We start from the raw sequence: 15500 nt of genomic DNA on the forward strand, positions 1-15500 counted from the left end.
CAACAAGGAACCTCACTGCCTCATGAGACTTTATGCAGCCATGAGCGCGGCGCTCCATCACATTGCACTGAACGCAGAGCAGGAGTGGGAGTGCGCCCTTGCTCCGTGGCATGTGGGAGACCAAAGTCCCGGTGCCCGTCAGAGGCATAAGGAATCGGGAGGTCTCATGTTTTCGCTCAAGTCATTCTTGCTTGCGAGCTGCGCGACTGCGCTCATGTCTTCGGCCGCATGGGCTGCTGATCCGATCAAAATCGGGGTCATCGCCGAGGCCCAAGCCGTCGCCGGCTCGTCGATCGCGCCTGCAGCCCAGCTCGCCGCTGAGGAGATCAACGCCAAGGGCGGTGTCGACGGTCGCAAGATCGAGATCGTCGTCTACGACAATCATTCCTCCTCGGCGGAATCGGTGCGTGCGTTCCAGCGCGCCGTGAGCGAAGACAAGGTCAATGCGGTCATCGCCAGCTACATCTCCGAAGTCGTGCTTGCGCTGGAGCCGTGGGCAGGGCGCCTCAAGACCCTGATGGTCACGCCGGGTGCGGCGTCCGACGTGATCACCCAGAACATCGCCAAGAACTACGACCAGCTGAAATACACCTTCCACGGCTATCTGACCTCGACCTCGCTGGCCGGACTGGTCTGTGACGCCGCCAAGGATCTGCTGGTCGAGCCGTACAAGATGAAGACAGCCGTGATCATGAGCGAGGACGCCGCATGGACGACGCCGCTCGATGCCGGCTACGAGAAGTGCCTGCCGGAGATCGGATTGAAGGTCGTCGACCACATCCGGATGTCGCCCGACACCACCGACTTTACGCCGATCTTCAACAAGATCGAGGGCCTGAAGCCGGACGTGATGATTACCGGCATCTCCCATGTCGGCACCCAGCCGACCGTGCAATGGAAGAGCCAGCAAGTGCCGATCCCGATGTTCGGCATCTCCTCGCAGGCCACCAACTCGACGTTCTGGAAGGACACCAATGGCGCTGTCGAAGGCGTGTTCTACAATGCCGTGTCGGGCCCGGGCGTTGCGGTGACGCCGAAGACGCTGCCCTTCGTCGAGGCCTTTCAGAAGAAGTTCGGCAACTTCCCGTCCTATGCCGGCTACACGTCCTATGATGACGTCTACATGATTGCGGACGCGATCCATCGGGCCGGCGGCACCGATCCCGACAAGATGGTCGAGGCGATGGAGGCGACCGACTATGTCGGTACGATCGGCCGCATCGCGTTCAAGCCGAAGGGCGATCCAAACCCGCACGCGCTGCGCACCGGCAAGGGCTACATCACCGGTCTCATGTTGCAATGGCAGAGCGGAAAGCAGGTCAATGTCTGGCCGAAGGAGCTCGCGGCCGGCACGATCACCTGGCCGTCCTTCATCAAGCTCAAGGCGGCCAGCAACTGACGCATCGCGGGGCCGCTCGAGAGGGCGGCCCATTTTTCTGGTGCCTCAGTCCGACGTTTTGGGTTTTCAATGCTGTTCTGGCAGATCTTGATTGATGGCTTCGCCATCAGCGCGCTGTATGCGCTCGGCGCGACCGGCTTCACGCTCATCTTCGGCGTTTCGGGCGTGCTCAACCTCTCTCACGGCGCCATCATGGTGGGCGCCGCGGTCGCAGCCTGGGCGGCCGCCAGCGAATTCGGCGTCGGGCCCTACACCGGCGCGCTGATCGGCATCCTCGCCGGCTTCATCTTGGCCTTCGCCACCTACTTCATCGCCGTCAGGCCGATCCAGCGCTCCAAGGCGATCGCCGAGTCGGAGAAGGAGATCTTCATCCTGACCGCGACGCTGCTCTGGGGCATCATCACCCAGGAGGCGATCGCCTATCTGTTCACCAACAACGCCAAGACCGTGCTGCCGATCGTCGAGGGTGTCACCACGGTGTTTGGGGTGCGGACGCCGCGGAACGAGTACTTCACCGCCGTGATCTGCTGGGTCGCGATCGGGCTGTTGTGGTTCCTGGTCAACCGCACGCGACGCGGCAAGTCCGTCATGGCCGCCTCGATGAACCCACGTGGCGTCACCTTGCTCGGCATTGAATTGTCGTCGATCTACCTCACGGTCTGGGCGATCTACGGGCTGCTGGCCGGCGTCGCGGGAATCCTGCTTGGGATGTTCCTGGGCGTCAGCTCCTACAGCGTCGGGCCGCTGACGGCGAGCGCGTTTTCGATCGTCGTGCTCGGCGGCCTCGGCAGCGTCTCCGGCTCGCTGATCGCGGCCTATGTGGTGGGCTATCTCGAGACCGGCACGGCCTATCTGATCTCGCCGGCCTACCGGACGATCCCGGCGCTGCTGCTGCTCGTGGTCGTCATGTATCTGCGCCCGCAAGGGCTGTTCGGGCGGAGGTGAGCATGCCGAACTTTGTCACCTCGCGGCTGTTCTGGATCGGCGCTCTCACCGTGATCGTCGCCTTGGTGCTGCCGACCTACGTCTCGGGCTACGTCCTCGGCCTCTTGACGGTCGCGTACTACACGGCCGTCTTTGCGATGTCCTGGGACCTGCTGTTCGGCTTTGCCGGCGAGGTCAATTTCGGGCCGACCTTTCTGATCGGCGTCGGCGCCTATACGGCCGGCATTCTCGACGCGCATTTCTCGCCGGGCCTGTCGATCTGGCTGTGCATCGCCGCCGGCGCGCTGGCGGCCGTGGTCGGCGGTGTCGTGCTGGCGCTCCCAGCGCTCCGCGTCAGCGGGCCGTATTTCGGCCTGACGACCCTGGTTGCAGTGCTGATGCTGCAGAATTTCATCGTCGTCGCGGCAGGGCTGACCGGCGGCGAGATCGGCCTCGCGGTGCCTGACGTCATCTCGATCGACGCCAAGACCAACTACTGGATCGCGCTCGGCTTCATGCTGGTGAGCGGAGCCATCCTGTTCGGCCTGTCGCGCAGCGCCATTGGCCTGATCCTGCAGGCGAGCGGGCAGGACAAGATCCAGGCCGGCGCCCTCGGCTTCAACGTGACGAAGCACAAGCTCGCCGCCTTCGTCGTCAGCGCGTTCTTCTCCGGTCTCGCCGGCGCGCTGATGGTGTTCTACATGGGCACCGCCTCGGTCTCGACCTTCGTCGATGTCGGCGTCGGCGTGCAGATCATCATCGCGGCCGTGCTCGGCGGCCGGCGCACCGTGATCGGCGCCGCGATCGGCGCCATCTTCCTGATCGGCATGGGCGAGCTGCTGCGGCCGCTCGGCGAGCTTGCCACGCTGATCGTGTCGGTGATCGCGCTCGTGGTCATCCTGTTCTTCCCCGACGGTTTCCTCGGCATCATCAGGGGAGGGGCCAAAGCATGAGCGAGACCATGAGCGGCGCGCCGATGCTGGAAGTCAGCGGCCTCACCAAGCGCTTCGGCGGCCTCGTCGCCGTGAGGAATCTGAGCTTCTCGATCCGGCCGGGCGAGATCCTCGGCCTGATCGGGCCGAACGGCTCCGGCAAATCGACGGCGATGAAAAGCGTCATGGGCGTGGAGCGGCCGACCGCGGGCTCGGTCAAGCTCGACGGCGTGGAGCTGGCCGGCCTGCCGTCGCACCGCATCGCACGCATGGGCGTCGGGCTCGTGTTTCAGCATTCGCGGCCGCTGGCGCGCCAGACCGTGTTGGAGAACATCAAGGTCGCGCTGCTGCCGGACAAGCTGACGCGGCTGTTCGCCGACAAGGATGTCGATGCCAGAGCGCGGGCGATCGCCGAGCGTGTCGGCCTCGGCGGCGTGATCGACCGGCGGCCGCCGACGCTGGCCTTCGCCGATCTGCGCCGGCTGGAGCTTGCGAAGGCGGTGGCGCGCAGCCCGAAACTGGTGCTGGTCGACGAGCCCTTCGCCGGCCTCACGGCGTCTGAAGTCGCCGACTTCTCCGACCTGATCCGCGAATTCCGCGATGACGGCCGCGCCGTGCTGCTGGTCGACCACAACGTCAAGAGCGTGTCGGCGCTGGTCGACCGCGTGCTCGCAATGTATCTCGGCGAACGGATTGCCGAGGGCAAAGCGAGCGAGGTGATGCAGGACGAGACGGTGCGCCGCGTCTATCTCGGCGGCGCCCTGGTGTCGACCGCGCGTCCCGAGGCGAGCTTCAAGGACGTGACACCGGCGCTGCAGGTCGACAAGGTCGGCGTGCTCTATGGCAAGGCGCAGGCGCTGCAGGACGTCTCGCTGCATGTCCATGAGGGCGAGTTCGTCTCCGTGGTCGGCCTCAACGGCGCCGGCAAGACGACGCTGTTCAACGCCATCTCCGGGCTCGTGCCATATTCAGGCGACGTGAAATGGGCAGGGCGCAGCCTCGCCGGCGGCACGGCGGCGGCGATCGCGCGCGCGGGCATCGTACAATGCCCGGAGACACGCGAGTTGTTCGGCGACATGAGTGTGCGTGAAAATCTCGAGCTCGGCGGCAATGCGCTGTCCGATGCCGAGCGCGCCGAGCGGCTCGAATGGCTGTTCGGCCTGTTTCCGATCCTCAGGACCAGGCAGCCGCAACTGGCGCGCACGCTGTCCGGCGGCGAGCAGCAGATGCTGGCGATCGCGCGGGCGCTGATGATGAAGCCGAAGCTGTTGATCCTCGATGAGCCGACGCTGGGCCTCGCGCCGGTCATCCTGGAGACGCTGTCGAAGGCGCTCGATCGCCTGCGCGAGACCACCAAGATCACGGTGCTGCTCGGCGAGCAGAACGTCACCTTCGCGCTGCCGCACGCGGACCGCGTCTACGTGCTCGATCATGCCAAGATCGTCTGGGAAGGGCCGCCAGACCGGTTCGAGGCCGAGGCCGCGGCGACCTATCTGTGAGGCAGGACAAGTGAGACGGGCCAGGGGGGCAGGGTAGTCTCTGCCACCCTGCCCCTGGCCTCAGGGAAATCGAGGCGAGCGCGGCGGAGGCGGTCGCGGTGGCAGGCGTGCCGGGGTCGCGGCACCAACGGCGTCGTTCTTCGCGGCCCGGAACGCCCGTGCGAGCTGATCCTGGCTGGCTTGCAGCTGTTCGATCGCCTTGCTGTGATCGCGGCTGGCCTGGTCCTGGCTGGCCTTGAGTTCGCGAAGCCCGGTCTGCAGATCTGTCACGTCACGCGCGATCTTGTCGAGCAGGGGCACCAGATCGCGCTCCGGTGCAGGCGGCGTGTCTCGCTCCGGCGGAGCCTCCGCCATCGCGGAGGATGGATCGCTCGACCGCGTCATCGGAGGCTCGGGGGCAGGTGTCGATGGTGCTGTCGATGGTGCTAGCGCGACCGCAGCCGGCTGCGCGACGACGGCGGCGGTCGTTGCGCTGGTGGCGACCTCCGGCCCGGCGCCTGACGCCGCCTTGGGAAAGCTGTCGCGCACGGCCTGGACAGCCGCATCGATCCGCTCGGTGACCGAATGGATGGTCTCCCGATGGTCTCGCGCCAAGGTGACGACAGCCCCGACCAGGCCGGCGGACGCCACCAGCGTCACGACGGCTCGCAACAACGGCCGTCGGCGGGGCGGCTGTTGCAGGCCGCGGGGCTCGCCGTCCTCGGCCGGATCGCCGGCTTCCACGGGCAGCGACACCGCCTGGGCTTCGATATCGGCAATCCGCTGATCGATCCGGGCGCGCACCTCGGTCAGGACGCGCTGATAGATCTCCTCGCAGATCTCATGATCGGGCGACAGCGCGACATCACCCGGATCAACTTCCTTCGGCGCCGACTGAACTGGCATGTCCTCGGTCCCATTCGCGATACGCCCGTGCCCAAACCTCGGGTAGCGCTTTGACCCAAGGGCTTTGACCAAACCAAGACTGGGTGGTGACAAGCGAGAGGCGATTTGGCACAGCGGCCGGGACGCCGCCAGCATGGCGCTGGATTCGCGGCCGGACGATTACGGCTGGATTGAAATCCGAACATTTGGCCGCAAGTCCATGATTCTCCTGATCATATAAATATTCCATAATATACCTTATGCGAATTGGATATGCGGCAGGTTCAAGGTTGGTGCGGCCTGTGCCCCGGACCATGCGGCTGCTCCCTCCCGCTGGACGGCCGTGCCGGAGCGCGTGCAGCGAACGCCGATATTGCTGCTGCGGCTCATCGCTGCAATAAGCGCAGATGACGTCGATAGCGTCGCCGGATTCGTCCGCGCTGTCATGGCGTCCGATGCAACAAGAAGAAGCTTCTCAGGGAGAAACGAGAATGAGCCTGTCACGACGCGCGCTGTTGAGGATGTCAGCGGCTTCGGCCGTCCTGGGTGGGATTGCGGCCCCGCATGTCGCGCGCGCTGAGAGCGCCGAGTTTACCTATAAATACGCCAACAACCTGCCCGACACGCATCCGCTCAACGTCCGCGCCAAGGAAATGGCGGCAGCGATCAAGGCCGAGACCAACGGCAAGTTCGACCTGCAGATCTTCCCGAACAACCAGCTCGGCTCGGACACGGACATGCTGAGCCAGATTCGCTCCGGCGGCGTCGAGTTCTTCACGCTGTCCGGGCTGATCCTGGCCACGCTGGTGCCGGCCGCTTCGATCAACGGCATCGGTTTCGCCTTCCCGGATTACGACACGGTCTGGAAGGCCATGGACGGCGATCTCGGCGCCTATGTGCGCGGCCAGATCAACAAGGCCGGCCTGATGGTCATGGACAAGATCTGGGACAACGGCTTCCGCCAGACGACGTCGTCGACCAAGCCGATCAATGGTCCCGACGATCTCAAGGGCTTCAAGATCCGCGTGCCGGTCTCGCCGCTGTGGACCTCGATGTTCAAGGCGTTCGAGGCCGCGCCCGCCTCGATCAATTTCAGCGAGGTCTATTCGGCGCTGCAGACCAAGGTCGTCGAGGGCCAGGAGAACCCGCTGGCGATCATCTCGACCGCCAAGCTCTACGAGGTGCAGAAATACTGCTCGCTGACCAACCACATGTGGGACGGCTTCTGGTTCCTGGCCAACCGTCGCGCCTGGGAAGCCGTGCCGGCCGACATGCGCGCGATCGTCGCCAAGCACATCAACGCCGCCGCCGTGAAGGAGCGCGAGGACGTCGCCAAGCTCAATGCCGGCCTGCAAGCGGAACTCGCGTCCAAGGGACTGACCTTCAACCAGCCCAACGTGGCGCCATTCCGCGACAAGCTGCGCAGCGCCGGCTTCTATGCCGAGTGGAAGGGCAAGTATGGCGACGAGGCCTGGGCGCTGCTCGAAAAGGCCGTCGGCAAGCTGTCGTAACCTGGACAATGATTGCGTAGGGCGCGTTCGGGTGACGTCATGGCGCATGCCGAGTTCACGGAAATTGCGATCAGCGAGGTGGTCATCGAGACCCATCGCCGCCGATCCTTTCTCGATACGCTCGAGGCGGGGCTGGGTCTCCTGGTGGAGATTCCGGCCGCGCTGCTGGTGGTCGCCGAGATCGTGATCCTGTTCGCGGGCGTCGTTGCCCGCTATGTGCTGCACAAGCCGCTGATCTGGTCGGACGAACTGGCCTCGATCCTGTTCCTGTGGCTCGCGATGCTCGGCGCGGCGGTCGCGTTCCGCCGCGGCGAGCACATGCGCATGACGGCACTGGTGGCGCGCGCGAGTCCCGGCCTGCGCGCTTTTCTCGATCTCGTCGCGACGGCGGCCGCATTGTCCTTCCTGGTCATGATCGCCTGGCCGTCATGGGAGTATGCCTACGAGGAAAGCTACATCACGACGCCGGCGCTGCAGATCGCCAACATCTGGCGCGCCGCGGCGTTGCCGGTCGGCATCGGGTTGATGGCGCTGTTCGCGCTGATCCGCCTCGCCCGCGCCGCGCGTCCCAGGACGATGCTGCTGGCGGTGTTTTCGATTGCGGCCATCGTGGCGCTGTTCTGGGTGGCGCAGCCGGTGCTGAAGCCGCTCGGCAACCTCAATCTCGTGATCTTCTTCGTCGGCGTGGTCGGCTTCTGCGTGTTCGCCGGCGTTCCGATCGCCTTTGCCTTCGGGCTCGCGATCTTCGGCTATCTGGCTCTGACGACGCGCACGCCACTGATGGTGCTGGTCGGGCGCATGGACGAGGGCATGAGTCACCTCATCCTGCTGTCGGTGCCGCTGTTCGTCTTCCTGGGCCTATTGATCGAGATGACCGGCATGGCGCGGGCGATGGTCGCGTTCCTGGCGAGCCTGCTGGGGCATGTCCGCGGCGGACTACACTACGTGCTGGTCGGCGCGATGTATCTCGTCTCGGGGATTTCCGGCGCCAAGGCGGCCGACATGGCGGCGGTCGCGCCGGTGCTGTTTCCGGAGATGAAGGCGCGCGGCGCCCGTCCCGGCGATCTCGTCGCCCTGCTCGCCGCCACCGGCGCGCAGACCGAGACGATTCCGCCGAGCCTGGTGCTGATCACGATCGGCTCGGTCACCGGCGTGTCGATCGCGGCGCTGTTTACCGGCGGCCTGCTGCCGGGCGTGGTTCTGGCCGTCACGCTGTGCGCGCTGGTGTGGTGGCGCTATCGCCACGAGGACATGAGCGGGGTGCGCCGCGCGACCGGCGCCGAGATCGGCAAGGCGTTCATCGTCTCGCTCCCTGCCCTGGCCCTGCCCTTCGTGATCCGCGCCGCCGTGGTCGAGGGCATCGCCACAGCGACGGAAGTCTCGACCATCGGCATCGTCTATGGCGTGCTCGCCGGCCTCCTGGTCTATCGCCGCTTCGACTGGCGTCGGCTGATGCCGATGCTGATCGAGACGGCGGCGCTGTCCGGCGCGATCCTGCTGATCATCGGCACGGCGACCGGCATGGCCTGGGGCCTGACCCAGTCCGGCTTCTCGCGCGCGCTGGCAGCGGCCATGACGGGCTTGCCGGGCGGCCCGGCGACGTTCATCGCGGTCTCGATCGTGGCCTTCACCATCCTCGGCAGCGTGCTGGAGGGCATTCCGGCGATCGTGCTGTTCGGGCCGCTGCTGTTTCCGATCGCCCGGGCCGTCGGCGTACACGAGGTGCATTATGCCATGGTGATCATCCTGGCGATGGGAATCGGCCTGTTCGCGCCGCCATTCGGGGTCGGATATTACGCCGCCTGCGCCATCGGCCGGGTCGATCCCGCCGAGGGCATCCGCCCGATCTGGGGCTACCTGCTGGCGCTTCTCATCGGCCTGATCATCGTTGCGATTTTTCCGTGGATTTCGATCGGGTTCCTGTAAACTCTTCAGGCGATGACGGAGGGTGACGATGAGCACGAACCAGTATCAGCTCGGACTCGACAAGAACGCGGCCAATTACGTGCCGCTGACCCCGCTCAGCTTCCTGGCGCGCAGCGCGGCCGTCTATCCGGACCATGTCAGCACGGTCTATGAGGGCCGCAGCTTCACCTGGCGCCAGACCTATGAGCGATGCCGGCGCTTCGCGTCCTATCTCGCGGGCCGCGGCATCAGCGAGGGCGACACCGTGGCCGCGATGCTGCCGAACATCCCGGCGATGAACGAGGCGCATTTCGCGGTGCCGATGACCGGCGCCGTGCTCAACACGCTCAACATCCGCCTCGATGCTCCGTCGATCGCGTTCCAGCTCGATCACGGCCAGGCCAAGATCATCCTGGTCGACCCGGAATTCTCCGGCGTGATCAGCGAGGCGCTGAAGCTGATGAGCGGCCCCAAGCCGTTCGTCATCGACGTCGACGATGCCTCCTATGCCGGTGGCAGCCGTATCGGCGAGATCGAATATGAGGTCGCGGTCGCCGCCGGCGATCCCGGCTTCGAGCCGCGCCGTCCCGCTGACGAGTGGGACGCGATCGCGATGAGCTACACATCGGGCACCACGGGCAACCCCAAGGGCGTCGTCACCCATCATCGCGGCGCCTATCTCAACGCCGTCAGCAACATCCTTGCGGGAGGGCTCGGTCAGCATCCGGTCTATCTCTGGACTCTGCCGATGTTCCACTGCAACGGCTGGTGCTTTCCCTGGACCATGGCCGCCGCCGCCGGCATCAATGTCTGCCTGCGCAAGGTCGACCCCACGAAAATCTTCGAGCTGATCAAGACCCACGGCGTGACCCATATGTGCGGCGCGCCGATCGTCTACAACGTGCTGATCAACGCGCCCGATGCGCCCAAGGGCAAGCGCGAGACCCCCGTCATTGGCTTGATCGCCGGCGCCGCACCGCCGGTCGCGGTGCTCGAAGGCGCCGAGAACATCGGCATCAAGCTGACCCATGTCTACGGCCTGACCGAGGTCTATGGCCCCGCCTCCGTCTGCGCCGAGCAGCCTGGCTGGGATGATCTTCCGCCGGCCGAGCGCGCGCAGCTCAAGCGCCGCCAGGGCGTGCCCTATCCCTTGCAGGAAGCCGTCACCGTGCTCAATCCAGAGACGATGCAGGAGGTGCCGCGCGACGGCGAGACCATCGGCGAGGTGATGTTCCGCGGCAACATCGTCATGAAGGGCTATCTGAAGAATGAGAAGGCGACGCAGGACGCGTTTGCCGGCGGCTGGTTCCACACCGGCGATCTCGGCGTGCTCGACGCGCACGGCTACGTCATCATCAAGGACCGCTCCAAGGACATCATCATCTCCGGCGGCGAGAACATCTCCTCGGTCGAGGTCGAGGATATTCTCTACAAGCACCCCGCCGTGCTGTTCGCTGCCGTCGTCGCCAAACCCGATCCGAAATGGGGCGAGGTGCCCTGCGCCTTCATCGAGCTGAAGGACGGCGCGCAAGCGACCGAAGCCGAGATCATCGCCTATTGCCGCAGCCACATGTCCGGATTCAAGACGCCGAAGGTGGTCGTGTTCGGCCCGATCCCGAAGACGTCGACGGGCAAGATCCAGAAGTTCCTGCTGCGCAACGAAGTGAACTCGGCCAAGGCCATCTCGGCTTAAGCGGGGCGCGATACCAGCCAAGCCGTCATTGCGAGCGGAGCGAAGCAATCCAGAATCCTTGCTGAGCCCCTGGATTGCTTCCACCGTCGCTCTACGAGCTACGGCGGACAAGTCGCTGCGCTCGCAATGGCGGAGACTAAATTAGATATCCCTGCTCTTCTCGGGATAAAATTGCGGCGCCTCGCGGCGGTCGTACATGCCGTAGTCGCGAGTGACTTCGACGACGCGGATGTTGTCGACGTCGGGCTCGGCGAGCAGCTGCGTGCTCAGCGCGAGGCCGGTCGGCTCGTCCGGCAATTCGACGAGATGCGCGAAGCGTCCTTCCCGGTAGACGCTGGAGAAGCTCGCGACCGGCAGGTCCTTCACGCCGCTCAATTGCGGGGCCGCCGTCTCGACGGCCAGCACATAGGTCGGCGCACGCCGCTTCGGATCATTGTAGGTGCCTCGCCGCTCCGGCTGCCAGGCCGCATGCCCTGGCTTTACCTCGTGGGCCATCTCGGCGACGCGCAGGCGGTAGTCGGAGAACACCTTGTCGCGGCCGAGCGTCTGGATGTCGTGGTGATGGGCGTGGACGCGCCAGGCGGTCATGGCGCCCTCGTCCTGCCAGATCTGATAGGACAGGATCAGGTTGTCGCGCGACAGGCTCCGGAAACGGTCGAGGAACAGGCAGCCGCCGAGCGCATCGAGCTCCGGCCGCAGCGCGGCGGCGAGCTGCAGATACTGATCGAGCCGGCCCGGCTTGACCTCGACCTCGAAGAACAGCGACAGCATGGCAGCGTCTCCGTATTATTGGACGTCGGCTGAACTTCAAACGCGGTGGCCATCGCAGCCGGCCGCGCATGATGGTCATTGCGAGCGCGGCGACTTGTCCGCCGTAGCTCGTAGAGCGAAGGTGGAAGCAATCCAGAGTCATTCCGACGACTCTGGATTGCTTCGTCGCCTTTGGCTCCTCGCAATGACGGCCTTGGCCGACCGACGGACGAATGCCCTATCCGACTTCCAGCCGCATGCCGTCATACGCCGGCACCACGCCGTCGGGCAGGCTCTGGCGCAGCACCTCGTAGTCGAGATCGGCGGTCATGTTGGTGATGACGGCGCGCCTCGGCTTGAAACGCTCGATCCAGGCGAGCGCGTCGTTGACCGAGAAATGGCTCGGATGCGACGCCGGGCGCAGCCCGTCGACGATCCAGACATCGAGGTCCTCCAGCGCGCCCCAGCTTTCCTCGGGAATGTCGTTGAGGTCAGGCGTGTAGGCGGCATTGCCGATGCGGTAGCCGAGCGCGGGGATGTTGCCGTGCTGGACCAGGAAGGCCGTCAGCTTCAACTCGCCGCCCTTGCCTTCCACCGCCTGGGTCTCGCCGGCCTCGATCGCATGCTGGGTCAGGATCGGCGGATAGTCGCTGCCCGGTGGCGAGACAAAGCAGTAGGAGAACCGGTGCATGATGTCCTTGGCGGTCGACTGGTTCAAATAGACCGGAATGCGCCGCCGCTGGTGCATGACGACAGAACGCAGATCGTCGATGCCATGGGTCTGGTCGGCATGCTCATGGGTGAGAAATACCGCATCGATGTGATCGACCTGGGTGTCGATCAGCTGCTCGCGCAGATCGGGCGAGGTGTCGATGACCACCCGCGTCACGCCATGCGCCGCGCGGCGCTCGGCCAGCAGCGAGCAGCGCCGGCGGCGATTCTTGGGATTGTTGGGATCGCAGGCGCCCCACCCCAGCGCCGGGCGCGGTACGCCGGCCGAGGAGCCGCAGCCGAGGATGGTGAGCGTCAGCGTCATGCAGCCTCCTTTGGCGGCGGCACCTTGGAGAACAGCTTGAAGAAGGTCTCGGTGGTCTGGCGCGAGAACTCATCGAGCGAGACGCCGCGGGTTTCCGCCAGCACCTTCGCGGTCTCCACCACATAGGCCGGCTCGTTGCGCTTGCCGCGAAACTTGCCCGGCGCCAGATACGGCGCGTCGGTCTCGACCATGATGCGGTCGGCCGGCACCTCGGCGGCGAGCGCGCGCAAAGCCTCCGACTTCTTGAACGTCACGATGCCCGTGAACGAGATGTGCAGTCCGAGATCGATCGCCTTCATCGCCAGCTCGCGTCCGCCGGTGTAGCAATGCAGCACGGCCTTGAAAGGTCCGCGCGCCATTTCCTCCTCAAGGATGCGGCTGCATTGGTCATCGGCCTCGCGGGTGTGGATCACCAGCGGCAGGCCGGTCTCGCGCGCGGCTGCGATATGCGCGCGGAACCCGCGTTCCTGGGCGTCCCTGGAGCCGTGGTCGTAGAAATTGTCGAGCCCGGCCTCGCCGAGCGCGACCACCTTGGGATGCCGGGTCAGCGCGATCAGCTCCGCGGCCGGGATGCCGTCCTCCTCATCCGCATTGTGCGGATGGGTGCCGACCGAGCAGAACACGTTCTCGAACCGCTCGGCGATCGCGAGCAACTCGGGCAGCCGGCGTACCCGGGTCGAGATCGTCACCAGGCGGCCGACGCCGGCAGCGGCGGCGCGCGCGACGATGCCATCCAGATCCTCAGCGAAATCCGGAAAATCCAGATGGCAGTGAGAGTCGACCAGCATCACGCCGCCGTCGGCTCGATGTAGCGCGGGAACACCGCCTGTGGTGCCGGCAACTGCGTGCCGGCGGCAATCCGGATCTCGCCGCCGAGCCGCGCGAAGTTGCGCTCATCCTCGGGGATGCCGAGGCTGTCGAGCAGCTTTGCGGACGCGGTCGGCATCACCGGCTGGGTCAGGATCGCGACCTGCCGGATCACCTCCGCGGTGACGTAGAGCACGGTGTGCTGGCGCTTCGGATCGGTCTTGGCCAACGCCCACGGCGCCTCGCCGGCGAAATAGCGGTTGGCCTCGGCCACGACCGACCAGACGGCGTTGAGCCATTGGTGGATCTGCTGCGTCGCCATGGCTTTCCGCGCGGCGCCGATCATCGCATCGGCCTCCGCCAGGATCGCTCTGTCGTTGGCCGAGAACTCACCGGGCTCCGGCAGCTGGCCTCCGAGCTGCTTTGCGATCATCGACAGCGAGCGCTGCGCGAGATTGCCGAGGTCATTGGCAAGGTCGGCATTGATGCGCGCGACGATCGCCTCGTGATTGTAGTTGCCGTCCTGGCCGAACGGCACCTCGCGCAGGAAGAAATAGCGCAGCTGGTCGACGCCATACTGGTCGGCGAGATTGAACGGATCGACGACATTGCCGACCGATTTCGACATCTTCTCGCCCCTGTTGAACAGGAAGCCGTGGGCATAGACCCGCTTCGGCACGGGCACGCCCGCCGACATCAGGAAGGCCGGCCAGTACACCGCGTGAAAGCGGATGATGTCCTTGCCGATGACGTGGACGTCGGCCGGCCAGTATTTCCAGTTCGCATCGTTCTCGTCGGGGAAGCCGACGCCGGTGATGTAGTTGGTCAGCGCGTCGACCCAGACATACATCACGTGCTCGTCGTCATGGGGCACGCGGACGCCCCAGTCGAACGTCGTGCGCGAGATCGACAGGTCCTTCAGACCGCCCTTGACGAAGCTGATGATCTCGTTGCGCCGCGCATCCGGACCGATGAAGTCCGGCTGGCTCTCATACAGCGCCAGCAGCCTGTCCTGATAGGCCGACAGGCGGAAGAAGTAGCTCTTCTCCTCGACCCATTCGACCGGCGTGCCCTGCGGACCGCGGCGGACATTGTCCTCGCCGACGACCGTCTCGTCCTCGGCGTAATAGGCCTCGTCGCGCACCGAGTACCAGCCGGCATAGGTGTCGGCGTAGATGTCGCCGTTCTCGAGCATGCGATTCCAGATCGCCTGCACCGATTTGTGGTGTGCCGGCTCGGTGGTGCGGATGAAGCGGTCGAACGAGACATTCAGCCGCTCGTCCATGTCGCGGAAGCGGCCGGCATTGCGGGTCGCGAGCTCACCTGGCGTCAGGCCCTCGTTCTGCGCGGTCTGCACCATCTTCAGGCCGTGCTCGTCGGTGCCGGTCAGGAAGAACACGTCCTTGCCATCGAGCCGCGCAAAGCGCGCGATCGCATCAGTCGCGATCGCCTCATAGGCGTGGCCGATATGCGGATTGCCGTTCGGATAGGCGATCGCGGTCGTGACGTAGAACGTGTTGTTGTCTGCGGGCGCGACTGCGGCGGGCGCCGCGGCGCTCACCTCCTCCGGTGCGCTGGTCTCAGCGATTTCGCCCTCGGCAGCCTCGCTCTCAGGGGCCTCGATCTCAAAAACCTCAATCTCAACGGTCTCGATCTCAACGGTCTCGGCAGCTTCGACCTTCGGCTTGCGCGGCGCTTTCGGCTTGGCGGCGCGCTGCGGCTTCGGCACGTCTGCAACGGCCGGCGCAGCCGCCTTCGGCGCGGCCGGCTGTCTGCTGGCCGCGGGCTTCTTCGCAGGCGCGGCTTTGCTCGTTGCGGCCGGCTTCTTGGCTGCAGTTGCGGCCGGCTTGGCGACGACCTTCTTGGCAGGCGCCTTCACGGCTTTCTTGGCGACGACTTTGGTCGCCTTGGCCTTCGGGGCTTTGCTCTTGGCCTTGGTCTTGGCCTTGGCCGGCGCCGTCTTGGCCGCCTTGCCTTTGGCAGCCTTTGCTTTGGTGGCCTTGTCCTTGGCGTCCTTGTCCTTCGCCTTGGTCTTGGCGCCGGCCTTCACGGGCGACTTGGCTTTTGCGGGCGACTTGGCGGCAGCCTTGTTCTTCGCGGCGCTCGCGGGCTTGCCCTTCTTCACGGTGGTCTTGCTGGCCTTGGCCACGGCAAATTCCTCTTTGACGACGTCGGTCGAC

The 15500-nt window shown here is 65.5% G+C and carries 12 protein-coding genes; 7 read left to right on the top strand and 5 right to left on the bottom strand.

Translation table 11 applies throughout. The features are described 5' to 3' along the window. Window positions 1-112 precede the first annotated feature (112 nt). The 4 genes from BBTA_RS19145 (at window position 113) to BBTA_RS19160 (ending at window position 4754) form a co-directional block, all read left to right on the top strand. Complete coding sequence (locus BBTA_RS19145) at window positions 113-1399, top strand: ABC transporter substrate-binding protein (RefSeq protein ID WP_012044156.1); 1287 nt, start codon at window positions 113-115, stop codon at window positions 1397-1399. Between the two features lie 69 nt (window positions 1400-1468). Beyond that, window positions 1469-2344, top strand: coding sequence for a branched-chain amino acid ABC transporter permease (locus BBTA_RS19150; RefSeq protein WP_012044157.1), 876 nt, complete (start codon window positions 1469-1471; stop codon window positions 2342-2344). 2 nt (window positions 2345-2346) lie between these two features. Next, on the top strand, window positions 2347-3276 hold the full coding sequence (locus tag BBTA_RS19155; RefSeq protein ID WP_012044158.1) for a branched-chain amino acid ABC transporter permease: 930 nt from the start codon (window positions 2347-2349) through the stop codon (window positions 3274-3276). A gap of 8 nt (window positions 3277-3284) precedes the next feature. Beyond that, window positions 3285-4754, top strand: coding sequence for an ATP-binding cassette domain-containing protein (locus tag BBTA_RS19160; protein ID WP_012044159.1), 1470 nt, complete (start codon window positions 3285-3287; stop codon window positions 4752-4754). Between the two features lie 60 nt (window positions 4755-4814). On the opposite strand, the gene BBTA_RS19165 is transcribed toward BBTA_RS19160, so the two are convergent. Further along, the gene (locus BBTA_RS19165; protein WP_012044160.1) at window positions 4815-5639 is read right to left on the bottom strand and encodes a hypothetical protein; all 825 of its coding nucleotides are present in this window, start codon (window positions 5637-5639) and stop codon (window positions 4815-4817) included. Between the two features lie 470 nt (window positions 5640-6109). Here BBTA_RS19165 and BBTA_RS19170 point away from each other — a divergent pair, with 470 nt between their 5' ends. From BBTA_RS19170 to BBTA_RS19180, 3 genes are read left to right on the top strand one after another with little or no spacing between them, the layout of a single operon-like run. Beyond that, complete coding sequence (locus tag BBTA_RS19170; RefSeq protein ID WP_041750758.1) at window positions 6110-7129, top strand: TRAP transporter substrate-binding protein; 1020 nt, start codon at window positions 6110-6112, stop codon at window positions 7127-7129. A gap of 39 nt (window positions 7130-7168) precedes the next feature. Next, window positions 7169-9055 (top strand): TRAP transporter large permease subunit, encoded by a 1887-nt coding sequence (locus tag BBTA_RS19175; RefSeq protein WP_012044162.1) that lies wholly within the window; start codon window positions 7169-7171, stop codon window positions 9053-9055. Between the two features lie 28 nt (window positions 9056-9083). Further along, a complete protein-coding gene (locus tag BBTA_RS19180) occupies window positions 9084-10727 on the top strand; it encodes an acyl-CoA synthetase (protein ID WP_012044163.1) in 1644 nt (547 codons plus the stop codon). Window positions 10728-10868: 141 nt separating this feature from the next. On the opposite strand, the gene BBTA_RS19185 is transcribed toward BBTA_RS19180, so the two are convergent. From BBTA_RS19185 to metG, 4 genes are all read right to left on the bottom strand, one after another. Then, a complete protein-coding gene (locus tag BBTA_RS19185; protein ID WP_012044164.1) occupies window positions 10869-11498 on the bottom strand; it encodes an antibiotic biosynthesis monooxygenase in 630 nt (209 codons plus the stop codon). A 217-nt stretch (window positions 11499-11715) separates the two neighbouring features. Beyond that, complete coding sequence (locus tag BBTA_RS19190) at window positions 11716-12513, bottom strand: MBL fold metallo-hydrolase (RefSeq protein ID WP_012044165.1); 798 nt, start codon at window positions 12511-12513, stop codon at window positions 11716-11718. After that, complete coding sequence (locus tag BBTA_RS19195; RefSeq protein ID WP_012044166.1) at window positions 12510-13301, bottom strand: TatD family hydrolase; 792 nt, start codon at window positions 13299-13301, stop codon at window positions 12510-12512. Before BBTA_RS19195 ends, BBTA_RS19190 begins: the two co-directional genes overlap by 4 nt. Then, window positions 13301-15469 carry a methionine--tRNA ligase gene (gene metG, locus BBTA_RS19200; protein WP_012044167.1) on the bottom strand — a complete coding sequence of 723 codons (2169 nt, stop codon included), beginning with the start codon at window positions 15467-15469 and terminating at the stop codon, window positions 13301-13303. The genes BBTA_RS19195 and metG overlap by 1 nt, the downstream gene beginning before the upstream one ends. Between the last annotated feature and the right edge of the window lie 31 nt (window positions 15470-15500).

The organism is Bradyrhizobium sp. BTAi1, assembly GCF_000015165.1.
Lineage (GTDB): Bacteria > Pseudomonadota > Alphaproteobacteria > Rhizobiales > Xanthobacteraceae > Bradyrhizobium > Bradyrhizobium denitrificans.

Coding starts and splice junctions, on each gene's coding strand:
- BBTA_RS19150 (WP_012044157.1), top strand. CDS start 1,469: ATGCTGTTCTGGCAGATCTTGATTGATGGCTTCGCCATCAGCGCGCTG.
- BBTA_RS19155 (WP_012044158.1), top strand. CDS start 2,347: ATGCCGAACTTTGTCACCTCGCGGCTGTTCTGGATCGGCGCTCTCACC.
- BBTA_RS19160 (WP_012044159.1), top strand. CDS start 3,285: ATGAGCGGCGCGCCGATGCTGGAAGTCAGCGGCCTCACCAAGCGCTTC.
- BBTA_RS19165 (WP_012044160.1), bottom strand. CDS start 5,639: ATGCCAGTTCAGTCGGCGCCGAAGGAAGTTGATCCGGGTGATGTCGCG.
- BBTA_RS19170 (WP_041750758.1), top strand. CDS start 6,110: ATGAGCCTGTCACGACGCGCGCTGTTGAGGATGTCAGCGGCTTCGGCC.
- BBTA_RS19175 (WP_012044162.1), top strand. CDS start 7,169: ATGGCGCATGCCGAGTTCACGGAAATTGCGATCAGCGAGGTGGTCATC.
- BBTA_RS19180 (WP_012044163.1), top strand. CDS start 9,084: ATGAGCACGAACCAGTATCAGCTCGGACTCGACAAGAACGCGGCCAAT.
- BBTA_RS19185 (WP_012044164.1), bottom strand. CDS start 11,498: ATGCTGTCGCTGTTCTTCGAGGTCGAGGTCAAGCCGGGCCGGCTCGAT.
- BBTA_RS19190 (WP_012044165.1), bottom strand. CDS start 12,513: ATGACGCTGACGCTCACCATCCTCGGCTGCGGCTCCTCGGCCGGCGTA.
- BBTA_RS19195 (WP_012044166.1), bottom strand. CDS start 13,301: ATGCTGGTCGACTCTCACTGCCATCTGGATTTTCCGGATTTCGCTGAG.